Raw genomic sequence first — 16,816 nt, forward strand, 5'->3', positions numbered from 1 at the left:
GCTCGCGCGGCGGCCTAGATTCGGCGTCCAAGTCCACGAGGTTAACGCGCTTGCACGATTTGAGGTCCGTCGTCGCCTGCTTTAAGTGTTCGGCCTGTTCCCTCGTCAGCTTCTCGGTCAAGCGGAGATTGATGGTGCGGCTCCTTTCAATAGAGGAGGCGGCGCTCGCTGATAGCGTTCTCGTCACCGATAGATGCCGAGGGCCGCAAAGGAGATAATAACCGCGGACGCCATAGCCGGCTTCTATATTTCATGTGCCGGAGCGACGCACCATGAGCGCAAAAGATCAGCATTCAACACCGCCCTAGTTGTGAGGCCGAGCGCGCTAGGCCAGAAGGCGGTGCTTCTTAATCTCCCTAATGATCATAAGTCGTCTGGCCTGCGCGGTACTGAGCAGGTTCTCGAATAGAATGAGGGCCTCGCGGGCCTCGACATAGACGTCGGTGTTGATGGAATGCTGATCGAAGCCATATGACGCCAGACGCGTCTCGATTTCGGTCTTGGCAATGGGGTCGAGCTGCCAACTCAGCGCGTTTTGACGTGTGTAGTAGTCGGCCTCGTCTTCGAACTCAGGCGCGATCCCGGCCATGTCGATACGGCGCAACGCGGCCTCAATCGCGTTTTGCCGATAGGTTGTGAGCAGACGGTGGCGCAGGACGCGGTAGCGCTGGATCTCCCAGGAGAGTTCGACGACGTCGATCGCGAGCAGCCACTCGACGGCAGAGCGCGGCGCCAAATCAGCGAAGATCGCCGCGCGTAGCGCGTGGTAATGGTCAAGGCGTTCACCGGGGAGAAGAAGGGGAGGTGGAGCCAATACCTCAAACTCGACCGGCAGCATTGTTGTTACGGGCACCTCGTGCGCGGTTTGAAATGGACCATTCATAATGAGGGAACATCCGGCCCAAAGCGGGAGGGAGCTGCCGTGCCGACTACGGCCGCAGTGAGCGGGCTGTCGATCGCGCTCGCCGTCCACAAGTCATGGGCCATGCGCAAGGGTTCTATCTTCAAGTTCGCCCACCAAGCCCGTTCGTTGCCGTGTCGATGCAATTCTTGATGATGAGCGCGGCACAACGGAACGGTGTACTCGTCGCTGACCTTGCGGCCGAGAGCCCTGGGTTGGGCGAATTTCAAATGGTGAGCGTCGGTGGGGGATTGCCGACAAACAAGGCAGGGTTGTTCTCGGACAAACATGAGGTGCGCCTTGCTACGCCTGCGGGGCAGGTCCTTGGGATGCGCCAGTCCGCCCGCCGGCGCATCGGTCAGGGAAGTCGGCACCGCGAGCTCCGTGGCGGCAGAAGGCTGTGGGGGCTGCTCAGGCACTTGGTTTAAGGCGGGCGATCGTCCAACCACCCCGGATCGGTCGGCTTCCTGAAGCTTGGTCAGATAGACGGCCTCGACGAGCTTGGCGTCAGACTCCAAAAGGGTGTTCTTGAGCGGAAGGCTGGCCTTGGCCCAAGCGAGCAGATCCTGGCCGCGCGCCAGGGCCGCGAGCTGGCTCAGCAGCCGCTCCCGAAGCTCGGCCGACCGCGTTGGATCCAGCACCGGCGGGCGGTTGAGAACGCCCTTGGTAGGGGCGGCCTTGGCGCCAGAGGGTGCTTTCGGCGCCGCGGCCGGCGTGCCCGCCACCGCGTCGGGCGCGTCGAGATCGTCCTCGCCGACAATCCCGACCAGGGCAAAAAGAGCATAGCGGCGCGCATAGGTGAGCGCCGCGCCCATACGGTGCGGCGCCTCGATGTCCTTGATGGCGCAGACCGGCCAGTCCGAGGAAATCCATTCCCCGGAGGCATGAGCGAGCAGGGTGGTAATGTGGATATGGCCCGTGGTCGGCTCGATCCGGGTGGTCTGAATGGTGGCGATCTCCTGCCGGCTCAAGGTCTTGCGCACGATGTCGAGGCCCGCGGCGAGAGACGCATAGCGGAAGGACCGATCGTTATCGCGCAGGAATGGCGAGCGGATCACAGCGGTCAGGGTCTTTTCAGGGTTGGTCAGCTCGGCCTGCGCCTTGGCGAGCGCGGCCGCGATCGCGCCGATATGATCACTGGCCTGATGCATTGGCGCTCTCCATCTCAAGCGGATCGAAGCTGATGGCGCCGGATTTGGAGCGCTTGGCGCGCACGCCGTGGCCGGTCGCCTCTTTGGCGTCCTCGGGGACGAGCGTCTTCAGCTCGGTTTTCGCCAGTTCATGGTCGCCATGGGCGAGGCGGGTGCGCAGATAGGTTGCGGCCAACTCGGCCCAGAGATTGGACCCGCTCATATCGACGACCTTGACGGCCTCCAGCCGCGGCCGCGGCGGCTCCGCATCGAACAGGGCCGGCGGCTCGCCGGTCTGGACGCAGCGCCAGAACTTCTTCTCGGCTGTGAGCAGAAGATGCTGGTAGAGCGGATCGGCATGAACCTTGATCTCGACCCATTTGCCGCCCCCGGTGATCACCGACAGCACGGCCGAGCGCGCCGCGATAACCCACATGTTGTGCTGCAGCTGCGCCATGTGCTTTGCGGCGGCTGTCTCCTCGGTAAAGGCCCAGGGCAGCATGAACTTGGCCTCGAATACTGCGCCGGTCGGTTCGACGATGCCGTCCAAGGTTGCAGCCATCCAGCGATGGACGGGATGTCGGACCCGCTTCTGCACATCCCTAATGGGGTGCCCGCTGTGGCGCTGGTACCAGGAACGGTTCAGCTCCTCGGTGATGCTGCCTAGTTGAACGACAAGATTGTTGGAGAGGTCTTCCGGCGCGATCTCGCCGCGCTTCTCCCGCCACAGCCGCACGAGATTTGTCGCATCCTCGCCCATGATGACACGGGCATCCGAGCCGCCGATAAAATGACGGCGATCGGCCGGGTTGAACTTGACGAGTTTGAATTGTGGCTCCGTAACGCCACCGGTCTGAACAGCATTCACCGATCTCTCCTGATGTGAACAGCGCGGCGATGGTTGCCGCACTGCCCAAACCTCGCGGGATGCGAGGTGAGAGACCGAGGCCGTTTTAATGGCCGGCCGACTCAGTAACGCTCTAGTGGCGTGACAATGCCAGTCCTTTCTGCAGCAATAATCTTGCTCTTTTGCGTGTCAAAGCCTGATGCGGATAATGGATCTGAGGTGGTGAACGTGACCAGTGAGGCGGAGAGTCGGGCATGGCGTCAGATCGACAAATCGAAGCCAACCGCAACAATGCCAGGCGCAGCACGGGCCCGAAGACGGATCAGGGAAAGGCCCGATCAAGCCGAAATGCGCTCCGTCACGGACTGTCGCGGCCAGTTCCGCATGACAATGCGGGGTGTGAATCGCTGACACGGAGCCTTCTGAATTGGATGAAGCAGGAGGCGCCCTCGATCAAACCAACCGACATCGTGAGCGCCAGGTTGGAGCTTGCCCGCATACGCGCTGTCCGTCACGAACTACTTGCTGCCTTCCTAGAGGCTCCCGACGCAAGACTGCGAAAAAGGCTGCGAGGCCTTGCGCGCTATGAGCGTGCGGCTTTTGCACGGCAGAGGCGAGTAATGTGAAGGAGCAGCAGATAAGAAGCTGATTTGACATCTGACAAAGCAAACCCAATCCGAACCTTGCTCGTGGCAAAAGGACCTGCCAAGCCAACCTGAGGCGACGCACACTGATAGTGGCATTGCGGTGCACACGCGCTCAGCGATTGCGGATCGGCCTGCGGCACATGCGGAATTCGATGATGTCCAGATGTACCGGTTTGATCTTGCCCAATTTTCCGAGATGTCCTCGAGGTTCGCATGCAACCGACTCCGAACACGTTGGCCCAAGCGTCGAGGTGTCGAATATGAGCGGGGTGCTCGAGGGGAATCCGCGACCGGGGGATTCTGGACTTGCTTATCGGTCTAGCCCTTTTTGCCGATGGGCGAGCCCGTTCGTTGCCATGCTATTTTTTTATATAGACACCTCCGTAATGGTCGATCGCTATGCTCATTCGTCCGATCTGCCATAAAACTTATGACGGGGACGATCGGGAATCGTTTACTTAGTAGTCATAATTTTGACTTGCGCTCGAACCTCGCAATCATAGAAAAGCTGACGTGGCGAAGTAGGGGCGTGCCGGTTGAGTAAACGCCCTAAATAGATGGTCTGCTAGCGCACCGCATTGTCTCTCGCTCTCCTTGGGCGTTTCCTCCCTAGACTTGGGCCGCTTTTGCATCCGCGCGAGCGGCCTTTGTGTATGCCGCAGCCGCCGTGGAGAGCCTGTTACAAGCTGGCCCGATGGCGAGCGCTACGCTTGCGCATCTTCCTGCGCGATCTCTACACATGCCAGCGCAAGGGCTGCGGCAGGCTCGAGCCGAACACATCGCAGCTGGTCTGTGACCACGTCACGCCGGCACGCCGCTCGGCGAGCTCATGATGCGGCGCCAGCAGGCAGGGACCTCGCACTGATGCTGACCTCGATCGAGGCCGCAGTGACGCCGCCGCCGTGGGATCTGTCCCGCGTCGATTGGGCCGAGCGCATCCGCGACGGCCGCTCGCTCATGCCGGATTTGCCGCTGTTCGCCGGCGAGGCGGATATGGCGCAGGCGTTCTATGACGAGATCCAGCTGCCTGACGTGCCCGGCAAGCCGAAGATGCGGACCACGTCCGGTACGTGGTTTCGCGAGCTGGTGCGCGCAGCGTTCGGCAGCTGGGATGCGGCGAACCAGGTCCGGCATATTCGCGACATTCTCGCGCTGGTGCCGAAAGGTTCGTCAAAAACGACCAACTCGGCCGCGCTCCTGATCGTCGCCATGCTGACGAACTATCGGCCGCGCGGTAAGGCGTTGTTTGTCGGTCCGACGCAGGCGATTTCGACGCGCGCCTATGACCAGGCGGTCGGCATGATCGAGGAGTCGCCGGATCTGAAACGGCGTTTCCGCACGCACGATCATGAGATGATGATCGAGGACCTGGTCACCAAGGCCGAGGCGCAGGTCAAAACCTTCGACGTCAACATCCTGACCGGCGCGATGGGCCTGTTTTTCGTGCTGCTCGACGAGATCCATTTGCTCGGATTCAACGCAAAGGGCGCCAAGGTGCCGCGCCAGATCCGCGAGCTTGCGCCGGCGATCGGTGTTGGCGTTCGATTAGGGCGTGTCAGAAAGTGCAGGATTGGAGGAGCTTTCCAGATGTCATTCTCGTGGTCCCAGGAAGAATGGGACTTAGCGACCGAAATCAAGCGTTCCGACAGCCTGGTGCAGCACATGATCACGGTCGTGGGCCCGTTCGACGACCAGGTCAACGGCCTCCTGATCCGCGCCAACGCCTTGGTCTAGAGGGTGGTCGGCCGCCGTGCTAGATGTTTGCCTTGAAGGGGCGGACGATGCCGGACGTCTTCTTTCCTACGCAAGAGCCGACAGCGCGGCTTGATCATTCGTTCGGTGGATGAGCCGCCAAGGATGGGTACGCGCGGCTGACAAGGGCGGTTGCCAAAGTTTGACATGGCCCGCATGCTGGTGCGAGCCATTCAAGGGGCTATCCGTTGTGTGGTTGAGCCTTGGTGGTGTCGTCCGGCAACGTCGTCGCCAAGGCTCTTACGTCCCTTCAAATGAGTGTTTGATGGGTCGTAGCAGGATGCGCCGCGGAGCCTAGAAACAGCCGCTCTCCTAGCGCGGTTGGTCCGGATTCTCTTGCCACGTGGTAGAGTGCTCAGAAATCCACTTGGTGTCGTCGTGCTCCGTGACAAAACCCTTGACAACTTCCGTTTCGCCATCTGGCCACAGAATATCGATCCTCCAGCCGGTGCCGGGATTTTTGCAAGCCATGAAAGCTGGCCGCTGCTCGATCATTGGGTGATTATGCTCCGAGGGGACGCAGCTACAAGCCAGTGATCCTGCCCCACTTTGCTTGTTGAGCTGCGACCCCATTGGGGTGTCCTAATTCCCGATCTCACGCGAGGCCTCACAACGCGGTTCTGGCGCATGTTACCCTTCGTCGAATAGGTGAAGCCGATCGCTTTTTTGCGCTTCAGACAGACTCTGTACGGCTCATAGCCGCACTTGATGTTTTCCGGCTGCGGTTCGGAGAGAAGCCCACACGAAGATCGAAGGCGGTCACGGTCGCTCTGCTACTCACTTAGTTTTCGCAAATGCACCGTGACCCGCCGTGGTTGTTCGCCCTACGGCTCGTTTCAGAGCCTATCGTCTGCTTCGGTGATACCAAACGTTATTTTCTCACCGGGCAACGACTCGCCGGGAAACTGGCTGCGGAGTTGATCTAACAAGCGAGCCGCGCCGATATTTTTGTTGAGGGCCATGGTATAGATCTGGCTCACGTAGGCATCCCAACGTGACATCGTGACCACGTTTCCATCGATCTCGAGTCGGATTTGCTCTCGTGCAACTTTGCGAAACAGAAATCCAACAGACATTGGTCGCTTCGACTGTTTTGGGCGACCTCTTGGATTGCCTGAGCGGCCTTTCTTAAATTGTGTATTATTCGATCGGGCTTCCGTGCTCATTAGATACTTCCGACATCAGGTTGTTTGCGGTAAGTTCACGTCGTTCTGGCACAACAATGAATTCTATTTCCGGTGCGCCCTGAGCTTCTGGGCCGAAATATCGCTTTGCCAGTCTTGATATGATTCTCGCTATTTCAATGTCCCCCCTTATCGCCCTGGTAAACAATTGCCGAAAATGGATCTCAGCTTTCAGCATTCGCTTGCGCTTGCGCTTGCCGTCGACGTTGACGAAGATTGCCTCATTGTCGATTGATTGCAGAATCCTTCCGGGGTTAAATTCCTTCTTCTTGGGGCGCCCGAGCGGATTGCCGGATTGCCCCTTTTTGAAGCGCGTCCCTGCCGGCGGGTTTCGATAGCCGACATTACCGTTAGTTCCCGCTCTCTTACTCACCGGTTTCTTCCGCTTCCGCCTCGACTTCCCTGAACAGCTTTCCATCCGACAACCGAACGGCATCCTGCCCCGTCAGATTCTGCCAGCGCCGGATCGCCGTATCGATATAGAGAGGATCGAGTTCTACCCCGCGGCAGATGCGGCCCGTGCGTTCCGCGGCAAGCAGCGTAGTTCCGCTGCCAAGGAACGAGTCGATGACGATTTCACCACGGTGCGAACAGTCCAACAGGGCGTCCATCACAAGCGGGACCGGCTTGACCGTCGGATGTAGCTCCAGAACGTTATTGCCTTTTCGGGCCTGGGTGCTGGCGCTGTCGTACCTCCAAATGTTGCTGCGATTTCGGCCATTCTTGCCGAGTTCGATGTTGTTCGTGTGCCGCGCCGTGCCGGACTTGAAGACACATACGAGTTCATGCTGGGAGCGATACAGCGATCCCATGCCGGCGGCGCTTTTGACCCAGACGGCAATGTTCTTCAATTCGCTATAAGCCTCGCGGCCCGCGGCAAGAAGCTCGTCGAGATGCGCCCAGTCCATGAAGACAAAATGGATTGCTCCGCTCTTGCTGTACTTCGCAAGCCGCATGCAGCTATCATTTAGGAAGCGAATGAACTCGTCCCTGCTGAGCTCTCCAACACCTTGAGCAAACTCACGATGGACAGTCTTTCCTTTGCCAGAGACGTGTCCGTCGATGGGAACGTTGTAGGGCGGATCGATCACGACGACATCGCCGCGCTTGTTTCGCATGAGCTCTGCGAAGGTGGCCTCCGATCTCGCGTCGCCACAATAAACGCGATGGCCGCCCAGTTGCCACAGCTCCCCAACCTGGCAGACCGGCACTCCCGTGACGGCGCTGATATCTTCGCGATCTTCGACAGGCAGCTCGTTAAGTTTTTGGATCGTCAAATCGATCTCGGGCAGGGTGAACCCCGTCACCGACAAATCAAAATCCTGGTCGAGCTCCTTCAGCTCAACGAGGCTTTCGCCTAGCAGGCGCTCGTCCCAATGCGCATTCAGCGCCAGCTTATTGTCCGCGATCCTGAGTGCCTTGAGCTGAGCGGCCGACAGGTGCCGGATCTCGACCACGGGTATTTTCGCCATTCCTAGCTTCTTGGCTGCGAGCACCCGTCCGTGGCCGACGATCACATTTCCCTTGTCATCGGTGACAATGGGCATCACGAAGCCAAACTCTCGGATGCTGTCCGCGAGCTGATTGACTTGACGATTGGAGTGCTGGCGCGGATTGCGGGCGTCCAACAGGAGCTCCGCGACCGCGCGATACTGGATGTGAACTTCGACCAGGCCAGCGTTCGTGCGGCCTCTTGCTGCATGGCCCGCGGCCTGCTGAGGGGTCATCAGGGTAGGGGTAGTCTGTTTCTTTTGGGTCAAATCGCGTACTCCGAGGTTGTCGGAGCACTTCAATAATACTGATTCGACGGGTAATGTTGCGCGGGAAAAGCGAAATAAAATTACCCGGTTCGGGAATGCAGAACGGTCGCCCTACGATTTTTGGGCGGCAGGCCGAGGTGCTGCCGGCACAGGTTCATCCACACGAGTCGCAGACGCCGGTCACGCTTGGCCATTTCATCGGCATCTCCATAGCAAGTTCTCAATGTTTCAGCATTCGTCACGCTATGCCGCGAAAAGATGGTTCCCTTGGCGCTCGGCGTCAGCGACGATCTTGTCGAACCGATTCTAAATCGGAGCCATTGTTTCGTTCCTTTGGCGGACGCTGCGGCGACGGCCTCGATGTTTCCGCCCACAATGGAATGAATGCCACCCAGCGCCGATAATTCATCACAGACTCGGCTGATCGAGGGGGTCTTCCTGGTCTCGGCGAAAATGCGAATACGCAGCAGCCGGACGGCAACCCAAACTTGAGCGTAAAAATCAGCATTTCTCAACGTGGGTCCTCGCGGGCGTCCCCGGCGGCGTTTAGTTATTGTTAACATATTCCTCCTTGCACGATGCGACCTGCTAACGACCCTGCCGGAACAAGGGCGCGCATCCGTACAACAAAGGGCGAGCCTCGGATTTGCCCTGTTACAGGGAGTTTTCCCTCTGTTACTGCGGTGCCTGACCCCTGTTATCGCAGCATATTCCCCCTGTTAATTTTTGCTCTCGTTTTCTCGAAAGACCCTTAGAAATCAGCCTTTTTGTCGCTGAGTGGGCTCGTTCGGAAGGCAACGAAACACGAAAGAGTCCCTGTTATTGCCCTGTTATGCAGGGAATTGGGTCCTCCAGACAGGTTTTGGATGCCTGGGGCTCTCCATTCCGCCCATCGCATCCTCTCTGTCCGCGAGGCAGCAACCGACGCCGCGGCGCAGATCTAGTTCGGCATCAGCACCGCATCGACGCGGCGGCTGTTTCGCGCGCTGATGATGATGATGCCATTGCGGATCGCAAACCTTGCGCCGACGAGGCGCGGAGTCTTCTCCGTCAGCGGTGATGGCAGTGGAATCATTCCACCGGTGACCGGATCGCCCACGTTGATCGGTGGCCCCACAACGCCCGTCGATGGCGCTGCCTTAATGTATTCCCTTATCAATTGAATCTCTTCACGCGAAAGGCTGAGCGCGGTCTGTTCACCGCCGGCCGCCTTTCTTTCCGCCTCGGCCTTGTCTTGCGCTTCTTGCTGTTGGGCGGCGTCCCGCTTCGCAGTTTCGATCTGTTCGAGCCTTGCGAGACGTTCTCTCAGCGGAACCAGCTCCCGGCGTAGCGTGACAATGTCCGACTTCAGGGTCGAGTTCTGGCCGAGCGCAATCACTGCGGCAACGCAGGCAACGACCGCGATCAGACTGAGACATGCGACGGCCAGCCCCGTCACGCCGCCCCGGTCGCCGGCCTTCCGATCCGACGTGGAATGCCGACGCCGCCGGCGAGCAAATTTCGGCATGCTGCTGGCGAGGAATCCAACGAGCCGCCATAGCCGGGAATTGCTTCGCTTCGAATCGTGCGAGCCAAATGCCGGCTCGAACACGATCGGGGCATCGGCTGGTAGTTCGGGTGCGGCATCAATTTCATCGGTCCGTTCGTCGGCAGCACCGCTTATCGCATCGCGCGTGTCGGAAACCGCGGTGTCCGGGCGCTCTTGCTGGTCACTGAATTCTTGCTCAGGGCGCTGCCGTTCGCCACGTGAAGCTTCGAGCGAGTGCCATAGCGAGAGGCCGGTCTCGGTGATCTGCAGACCGACGTCGTTGATTGAAGCCCATCCGGACTGGAACACGTCGACATCGCCCAACTCGGACGCGTGCTTCAACTTCGAAGCTCCATCGCCCCCCGCGATCATGCGCTTGACCTCGCGGCTGACCTCCTCAAGTGGGATCCGCTGCTCGGGCCTTGCGGCCAGCACGCTCAGGATCGCCAGATTGAACTTCATGCGGCGCCCCTCGATGCACGCATCGGTCGCGCAGCCGTTGCTCTCCCGTGCGGGAGATTTGCGAGCATCACCGGAGGTCGAGGCGGATAAGTCATGCCAGCATGGACGTCCGTCAGCCTGAAAATCGAGCAAGTGTAAAGGCTCCCGTAGGGGCAAACAATCCACCGTCCGGGCGCAACAGATGGATAAGTGCGTTTGAAAACCGGGGTGCCTCAGGATCGCGTGGTTGCCTCAGAGAAATTCGCGAAGCCTGGAGAGCTCGAGCACATGCTCCGGCGACAGCACATCGGGGACAAGGGGAGGCTGCGACTTGGTCCGGATCTCATAGAGATGTCGCGTCTTCTCAGGCTTATCCATGAAGTCGCGAATGCATTGGTCGAGCGTCCCGCTGACGACCGTATAGGGGACCCGATCCTCTCGCCGGGCATTATTGAGCGATGGCCACTTGTAAAGGGAGGCCGTGGCCTGGAAGTCCAACTGATGAGCGTGATCGTTCATTCGAGGATATCAACTCCAAAAGGCTTTTCCGTCAATGAGACGCCAGCGCACGCGCGCTTATCTGAATAGCCGAAAATTGCGTGAGCGCGAGGCGAGGGTCGTTGACGGCTAATGCTTTAACCCGTGCACTGCCAAATCAAGGAAGTTGGGTGAGTCGATATCAACCATAGATAGAAATAGCATTCTTGCCGGCTGCAACGAATGAGAGTATTCCAACGAAATGAATGTCTTAAGTCGCTGAAACGACTTCAGAATCGTCGAATTTGTCGCTGGGTCGCGGACTGTGCCATCGACAAAGTCCGCGATCGTTTCGGCTGGGACGCGATCGGGTACGGTTCGGCGGCGCTGGAGGTCTTTCGTTCGGTGCCCGACGACTTCCGCAAGCTGGCCGAGAAGGATCTTTAGCTCTTCGCAGGTTCACCGGCTTGTCATTGCATTAAGAAAACGCAATCTGGAATCGCGGGCTTGTGAGTGGTGGCCCGGCGCGTCCAGTCTATCCTGAGCACGCGGAGGAGTGTCATGAAATTCAGCTCCGAACTGATCCAGACGATGCGCGACGCGCTCGACACGGTGATGGCAAGCGTGCCGGCCGACCAATCGGTGTTCGGCCTCAAGGCGGCCGTCGCCGAATCCATCCTGCGGGCGGCGGCCCACGGCCAGACGTCGTTCGACGGGCTCGTGACGTCAGCTTCCAGTCAGCTGCAATCGATCATCTCGATGCTGAGCTAGCAGAGCAGATCGCGCCCAAGCGTCATTGACGGCTGCCGCGCAGCAGGTCCATTGAACGGCTACGATGAACCCATGCCTTCCCTGGCGATCCTGGTCAGGGCTTCGTATCCGGATGGCGTCAGGTGCAGGAGATCGCTCTTGTAGTTGGCGCACGGCGTTGTTCGTCCGCATGCGATGTTGGACGCGTCGATCGTTCTGATTCCGAGTTCCCGGCTTCTTCTGCTGAGTTCGGCATTGACGGATCCGATATTCTCAGCCGCACCCTTCATCTGGTCGCCTCGGGGAAGAATCTGGATGGAGAAAATCTTGCCGTTCGGCCAAAGCGATCTGATCTCCTCAAACAGCTTTTGATAGGATTCCATCACGCCGCACGGCTTGTCGAGATAGATGTTGTTGGTCCCGACCAGCACGATGATGGACTTCGGCTTGATTTGTCGCAGCCGCTCGCGTTCGTGTTCGATGAACCAGAGCGTGTTCTGAATCCTGTCGCGTCCGACGCCGAGGTTGGCCACCGGTCCGGCGCCGAGCGATGCGGATAGTTCCCGCGGCCACGCCTCAACCAGCGAGTCGCCAAGCAAGACCGTCGAGACGTCGCCGGATAGACCCGACACATTTCTCTCATATTTGCGCAAGGCATCGGCATTGTCCGGCATCGCGGCCGTGACGGCGAATTGCGTATCGGTCTTGTCACATGCAGCTCGCGAACTTTGCGCGCGTCCCGCCGATGGTAGACAGAGCGCCGCGACAATTGATAACGTCGCCGCGACATAGACGATTGACGCGGTGTTGCGGAGTTCTCCATCGTGCGTTTTCGATGTCATTGCGCGGTTCCATCTGAGGGCGGTCAATCCGATGTCGCTGAGCATTTCGATCCTGGGACAGTCAAACAGCATCTTGAAGGCAGGCTTTTTCCAGAAGTTCCTCGACGCCGACGACACGATTGACGTGAAATCGGCTGGAAGGATCGGCGCATCTCCGTCCTTGCTCGGTCCGTACTTCGCCCAGGGCGACTTCTTCAATGGCTCGGAGTTTTGCATCGTCGATACGTGCGTGATCGATTTTTCGCTGCTGTCGGCCAATGCGATCGACTACTACGATGTTGTGAGGTGGGTCGAGTGGATTGGGCATTCCGCCAAACGCGCCAATTGCGAGCCGGTTTTCGTTTGCATACCGGTGAGCGATATCAACGCATCAAGGACGATCATCTCCGCCTGTATTTCCGTCTGCCAGAAGCAGGACTGGTACTATCTCGATGTCAGGGACGTCATTGCTGCCGTCGTCAAGTCCAGGAACGTGGACGCGAAGGAACTCTATGCGGACGGCAGTCATCCGGCCGAGTTCTTGTCGGGCGTGATAGCGACGCACCTTGGCAATTTCTTGACTGAGATAAGGACGGCGAAGACTGCAAAGTGCAAACGCACGTTTGCATTCACGGCGTACGAGCGTGTTCCGCTCAAAGATCAAATAGCAGGCACTCTGGTCGAGTATTCGTCGAGGCTGATCGCTTTTTCGGGTGTCCGGCTGGAACGCGGCGAAACGCATCCGATCCACATCGGGTCGGATTCATCCGTCCGCGGCCTCATGGTGAACTCGGCCGCCTGCAAGAGCGTGCTGTCGATCGAGGGAGACAGAACCTTCTACAAGAACCTACGGCTCAAGCCCTATCACCCGACAAATTTCGAGGCGCGACTTATTCCAATCTGCAGACCAATTCGCGACCACCAGGGAATGGTCAGGCTGTCCCTGACAAGCGAGGATGTGTCCATAAGCGATGTGACGCTGCATAGCTCGAAGGACGGGAATGACGAAGGCTTCATCGAAGTTGCCGATCTCGTCGTCGAGCGGGGATACGACCTGGTGACTTACGCCACCACGCGTCCCGCCGATCCGGCTTCGATCAGGTGGATGCCCGACTGAGAGGCGCCGCAACCAAGCTGACCGAGCCCTTGGGCATGGTCTGCTGGCAAAGGCCTGCGGCTCGGGCGGCGGCATCTGGTGTCGGCCCGCTCGGTACATGCTCGATGACGTGCCCGGATCGGCCTCGCTCCTGAAACTCGCCACCAGAACGAAAGGGGGCGGGGATAGTAGTCGTTGCCACTATCCTCCGCCGAGCGTTCTGCGCGCTCGGCCGCCGTTTGAGCCTTGGCCGAACCAGGGATGTCCCAGGGGAGACAGCCCACGACAGGTATTGTTCTCGCAATACTCCGCGTTTCTACCGTCGAATAATCGTTCGGCGCTGTGGACGTCCGCTCGGAAAGTCGATGGATAAGTCGGTCAACGCTTTGGCTGACAATGTCCCGCCGCCGTAGAATCAACCCGATTCGGAGGCGCGCTTCATATGACGTTCCAGACCCGCCATCCTGGCGATGTCGTTAGGTTGATGGTTCACACGGTCGAGGCCGTAAGGACCAGTCGGCCGTGCGTCTGGTGGCGACGATGACTCGAGGCTATTGGGAATTCCGCTCCAAGGGTGGCACGTTTCGTATCGTGCCATCGAACGGACGATTTCACTTCTTCTTCGAGGAGGAGAATCTGGGGTCGTATCACTCGGCGGTGGCCGCGCTCAACGATCTCCTTGGCGGGTACACCTATTATCCATCTGCCCGCGGGCTACCGTTTGAAGTCCCGGAGTGGACGTTCGTCAGGACGGGATAAAGAACCGGCTCGCGCACGCTTCGCGGTAGAAATACGGCACCAGGTTTATGTCGTTCCATTGAGCTACTCGGACCAATGCCCTTGCTGTCCAAGTGAGCTCAAGCGTGCCGAGCCGCTTCCCTCCTTGCCTGAGCTGAAGTACGCTACCGCTTTCCCAGTTGCGTACGTCAATGACCGCTCAGTTGGGATAGTTATTGCCCCTGGTTCTGCTTTCGGTCGGATCAGATTTGAATTGATACGGAGCGCCAAAATGGACTCCACGCTGGACAACAAGGCTGGGGAAGGGCGGCTCGCGAGCTTGGAGGAGCAGCTTTCGAACCTCGCGCGTGAAGCGGGAGTCAGCCCTTCGAGCCCACCGACCAGCATGAAAGTGCCTCGCGCGCTGCTAGAAGCGATTCCACGATTGGGAGATTGGCGCTACCCGGCCGCCGTTGGTCTTGTACTGCTGGCATCCGTTGGTGGCGGTGCTTGGTGGTGGTCCTCCGCTAGTACAGCGGTCGTACCCACCTCGAACCCTACACCGTTGACACAAATCCCACCGAAGGACATTGCACCGACCTCCGTCGCACCTTCTCCCGACCTGGCACAGCAGCTCGGACCGATGGCGCGCGATCTCGCAGCCCTAAGGCAAGCGGTCGAAAAGCTGCAGTTGAGGCAAGACCAACTGGTTCGCGACAATGATGGCGTGGCAAGGCAAATCGCGGCGGGCCAGGCGGAAATAGCACGCAACAACAATGTCATCGACGAGATCAAGGCTGTGCAAAGTCGTATGGCGCAAGAAAGCAAGACGGTCACCGAGCGGCTCAACGCAAGCCAGGAGCAATTGGCCCGTCTGATCGCTAACGCCGCACCACCAAAGGTGGAGGCTGAAACCCCTGAGCAGACTTCAGAGCAACCAAAGGTAACCCCCCAAGAGCAACCAAAGGTAACCTCCGACGTACCCTTGCCGCGTCCGCGGCGGCCGACCATTGTCATCCAGGCGCACAAGCCGGCGCGCCCGCAGCTCAACAAGCCGCAACCGTCGGCATGGCCGTGGTCAGTGCGCTAATCTGCGAGACCGCCATCACGACAAGCCGTGCGAGGAGGCCGCGGACGCTTTGGCTGCGGCCTTGAACCCAATCTCAATCAGTGCCCTGGAAACAGGATCTTCGCCTGAGGTCCGCCATAACGCCGGCCTCGGCCGATCGCCCGCGATCGCTCTCATCCTGGAATGAGTTACAGGGCCGCACGGGCCAAGCTCGCGGCAATAGCTGGTGACATCGAGCGGAACCCGCAGCGCGGATGGCCGAGCTGTGAGAACTGTCTGGCTCGACGTCATACAAGGCGCGACTTCGGAAGGTCGACCACCTCGAGGTCTTTACCATATTTGAGGCCGCGGCGTGGTTCGCGGAAATCGGGGTGTATCGGCATAGGCCTTGCAGTCTAGGCAATGCTGGGAATTTCAGTGTCCCAGTTAGGAATAAACCGTCCCCGGCTGTGTATTTTTGAGACCGGCGGGACTGACCGATTGGGAGGCATGGTTGAACTTCACCGCACATGTACAGTCCAGATTCCTGGTTCGGAAGGGAAGCACCGACTGGATGGTCTATGATCGAGAACTCAAGGGGCCGGCGCAGCTCGAAAGAGGTGGCCGTTTTGCCGAGAAGCTGACGAAAGAGCAGGCCGAACACATCAAGCAGGCGCTGACCGACGCTCTATCGGCGCCTGCGGTCAATGCTCGGGCTTGGCGGTGATCGACTGCCTTTGCGACGTGTCGGCGAAACAGACCGCGAACAAATGACGCCTGTGTTACCTAGTAAGGTATATGAACAGAATGAGACCTCGGGGAACGAGGCTGGGCGACACCTTCGTGGAACAAGCTAAGCCATTGCGGAATCCGACTGTGATTGCCGAGCGTTAAGGACCGCCATTGCGTGGTGAGCCTCTGGAACAAGCTAGCAACTTCTCAAGACGCTAGTTCTTCGTTCACATGCTGCCGCCCGACACTGCGGTCAAAATCAGCGCGATGTCATGATCTTGCGGAGGAGGTAACCCGTTCACATTACCTTCGACGTGCCATGTACGAGGCCATTCGTCCTCAGACTCTGGATCGCCAATTGTTCTTCGGTGAGGCGCCGCTCGACGAACTCCCTCTCTTGTTCGGTTAGGTTGCCCCTGAGCAAGCGGCGATAGCGCTGGACATTGTTCCCGTAGACTTTCAGGCGCATCAACTGCTCGTCGGTCATCTTCGTCTCCATGCGAGACCGGCAATGGGCAGACAGCCCCCGGCCATTCCCAACAAAATTGCAGAGAGCCAGGAAAATCTCGCCGCTGTCTCTGCGCCGCTTCAATGATTTCGGTCGTGGCTTTGCGCAACCATTCCTGGCTGGAAGGTGACGATGCGCACCGAATAGCTTCTCTGCACGGAACGGCGCGGATCAGCGTCTCGCGATGCGTACTCGCATCGTCACCGGTCTCGCGCGAGGCGCGACCTATCCAGCACCATAAGGCCTCCCGCAATAAAAATAGATGCCTTGGTCCGCATCTTGCGAGCGATCGAAGGCGTGCAATGAACAATTTGCTCCCGCTGCAATGAAGCGGATGTAGATTAGTTACCCTTCTTTGCAGAGAGTGGGCTGGAAATTCCGAGGTATTCCGTCGAGCGTGAAATGTGCGCAACGCCGTCGCGGAGCCACCCTGACTCAAGATCAACTCGAGCAATTGCGTTGCCACTCGCTGATCTT

At 59.0% G+C, this 16,816-nt stretch carries 18 protein-coding genes; 7 read left to right on the forward strand and 11 right to left on the reverse strand.

From position 1 onward, the window contains the following. Positions 1-325: 325 nt before the first annotated feature. The 3 genes from ACE103_RS16260 to ACE103_RS16270 are packed head-to-tail and all read right to left on the reverse strand — an operon-like array spanning position 326 to position 2,818. On the reverse strand, positions 326-838 hold the full coding sequence (locus ACE103_RS16260; protein ID WP_375780247.1) for a hypothetical protein: 513 nt from the start codon (positions 836-838) through the stop codon (positions 326-328). A gap of 41 nt (positions 839-879) precedes the next feature. Continuing rightward, entirely contained in the window at positions 880-2,052 is a 1,173-nt protein-coding gene (locus tag ACE103_RS16265) for an ERF family protein (protein WP_375780248.1), read from the reverse strand. Next, positions 2,036-2,818 carry a YqaJ viral recombinase family protein gene (locus ACE103_RS16270; RefSeq protein ID WP_375781122.1) on the reverse strand — a complete coding sequence of 261 codons (783 nt, stop codon included), beginning with the start codon at positions 2,816-2,818 and terminating at the stop codon, positions 2,036-2,038. The genes ACE103_RS16265 and ACE103_RS16270 overlap by 17 nt, the downstream gene beginning before the upstream one ends. Positions 2,819-4,389: 1,571 nt before the next feature. Here ACE103_RS16270 and ACE103_RS16275 point away from each other — a divergent pair. Continuing rightward, positions 4,390-5,259, forward strand: coding sequence for a hypothetical protein (locus ACE103_RS16275; protein ID WP_375780249.1), 870 nt, complete (start codon positions 4,390-4,392; stop codon positions 5,257-5,259). A gap of 854 nt (positions 5,260-6,113) precedes the next feature. Here the strand turns inward: ACE103_RS16275 and ACE103_RS16280 are convergent. From ACE103_RS16280 to ACE103_RS16305, 6 genes are all read right to left on the reverse strand, one after another. Next, positions 6,114-6,443, reverse strand: coding sequence for a DUF5681 domain-containing protein (locus ACE103_RS16280; RefSeq protein ID WP_375780250.1), 330 nt, complete (start codon positions 6,441-6,443; stop codon positions 6,114-6,116). Beyond that, positions 6,418-6,834, reverse strand: coding sequence for a DUF5681 domain-containing protein (locus tag ACE103_RS16285; RefSeq protein WP_375780251.1), 417 nt, complete (start codon positions 6,832-6,834; stop codon positions 6,418-6,420). Before ACE103_RS16285 ends, ACE103_RS16280 begins: the two co-directional genes overlap by 26 nt. After that, on the reverse strand, positions 6,827-8,221 hold the full coding sequence (locus tag ACE103_RS16290; RefSeq protein ID WP_375780252.1) for a site-specific DNA-methyltransferase: 1,395 nt from the start codon (positions 8,219-8,221) through the stop codon (positions 6,827-6,829). The genes ACE103_RS16285 and ACE103_RS16290 overlap by 8 nt, the downstream gene beginning before the upstream one ends. A gap of 80 nt (positions 8,222-8,301) precedes the next feature. After that, complete coding sequence (locus tag ACE103_RS16295) at positions 8,302-8,736, reverse strand: hypothetical protein (RefSeq protein WP_375780253.1); 435 nt, start codon at positions 8,734-8,736, stop codon at positions 8,302-8,304. A gap of 425 nt (positions 8,737-9,161) precedes the next feature. Then, positions 9,162-10,211, reverse strand: a complete 1,050-nt coding sequence (locus ACE103_RS16300; RefSeq protein WP_375780254.1) for a hypothetical protein — start codon at positions 10,209-10,211, stop codon at positions 9,162-9,164. Between the two features lie 231 nt (positions 10,212-10,442). Next, positions 10,443-10,709, reverse strand: a complete 267-nt coding sequence (locus tag ACE103_RS16305; protein WP_375780255.1) for a hypothetical protein — start codon at positions 10,707-10,709, stop codon at positions 10,443-10,445. A gap of 201 nt (positions 10,710-10,910) precedes the next feature. Here ACE103_RS16305 and ACE103_RS16310 point away from each other — a divergent pair, with 201 nt between their 5' ends. Further along, entirely contained in the window at positions 10,911-11,114 is a 204-nt protein-coding gene (locus ACE103_RS16310) for a hypothetical protein (protein WP_375780256.1), read from the forward strand. A 114-nt stretch (positions 11,115-11,228) separates the two neighbouring features. Beyond that, positions 11,229-11,438, forward strand: coding sequence for a hypothetical protein (locus ACE103_RS16315; protein ID WP_375780257.1), 210 nt, complete (start codon positions 11,229-11,231; stop codon positions 11,436-11,438). Positions 11,439-11,497: 59 nt separating this feature from the next. On the opposite strand, the gene ACE103_RS16320 is transcribed toward ACE103_RS16315, so the two are convergent. Then, positions 11,498-12,517, reverse strand: a complete 1,020-nt coding sequence (locus tag ACE103_RS16320) for an SGNH/GDSL hydrolase family protein (protein WP_375780258.1) — start codon at positions 12,515-12,517, stop codon at positions 11,498-11,500. Between ACE103_RS16320 and ACE103_RS16325 the strand changes: the two genes are divergently transcribed. The 4 genes from ACE103_RS16325 (at position 12,489) to ACE103_RS16340 (ending at position 15,826) form a co-directional block, all read left to right on the forward strand. After that, the gene (locus tag ACE103_RS16325) at positions 12,489-13,355 is read left to right on the forward strand and encodes a hypothetical protein (protein ID WP_375780259.1); all 867 of its coding nucleotides are present in this window, start codon (positions 12,489-12,491) and stop codon (positions 13,353-13,355) included. The two genes, ACE103_RS16320 and ACE103_RS16325, sit on opposite strands and share 29 nt — an antisense overlap. A gap of 519 nt (positions 13,356-13,874) precedes the next feature. Continuing rightward, positions 13,875-14,093 carry a hypothetical protein gene (locus ACE103_RS16330; protein WP_375780260.1) on the forward strand — a complete coding sequence of 73 codons (219 nt, stop codon included), beginning with the start codon at positions 13,875-13,877 and terminating at the stop codon, positions 14,091-14,093. A 250-nt stretch (positions 14,094-14,343) separates the two neighbouring features. After that, on the forward strand, positions 14,344-15,141 hold the full coding sequence (locus ACE103_RS16335; protein ID WP_375780261.1) for a hypothetical protein: 798 nt from the start codon (positions 14,344-14,346) through the stop codon (positions 15,139-15,141). Between the two features lie 472 nt (positions 15,142-15,613). After that, complete coding sequence (locus ACE103_RS16340) at positions 15,614-15,826, forward strand: hypothetical protein (RefSeq protein ID WP_375780262.1); 213 nt, start codon at positions 15,614-15,616, stop codon at positions 15,824-15,826. A gap of 303 nt (positions 15,827-16,129) precedes the next feature. On the opposite strand, the gene ACE103_RS16345 is transcribed toward ACE103_RS16340, so the two are convergent. Next, positions 16,130-16,318, reverse strand: coding sequence for a hypothetical protein (locus ACE103_RS16345; RefSeq protein ID WP_375780263.1), 189 nt, complete (start codon positions 16,316-16,318; stop codon positions 16,130-16,132). Positions 16,319-16,816 lie beyond the last annotated feature (498 nt).

The sequence above is a fragment of the Bradyrhizobium sp. ma5 genome, from assembly GCF_042258955.1.
Taxonomy (GTDB): Bacteria; Pseudomonadota; Alphaproteobacteria; order Rhizobiales; family Xanthobacteraceae; genus Bradyrhizobium.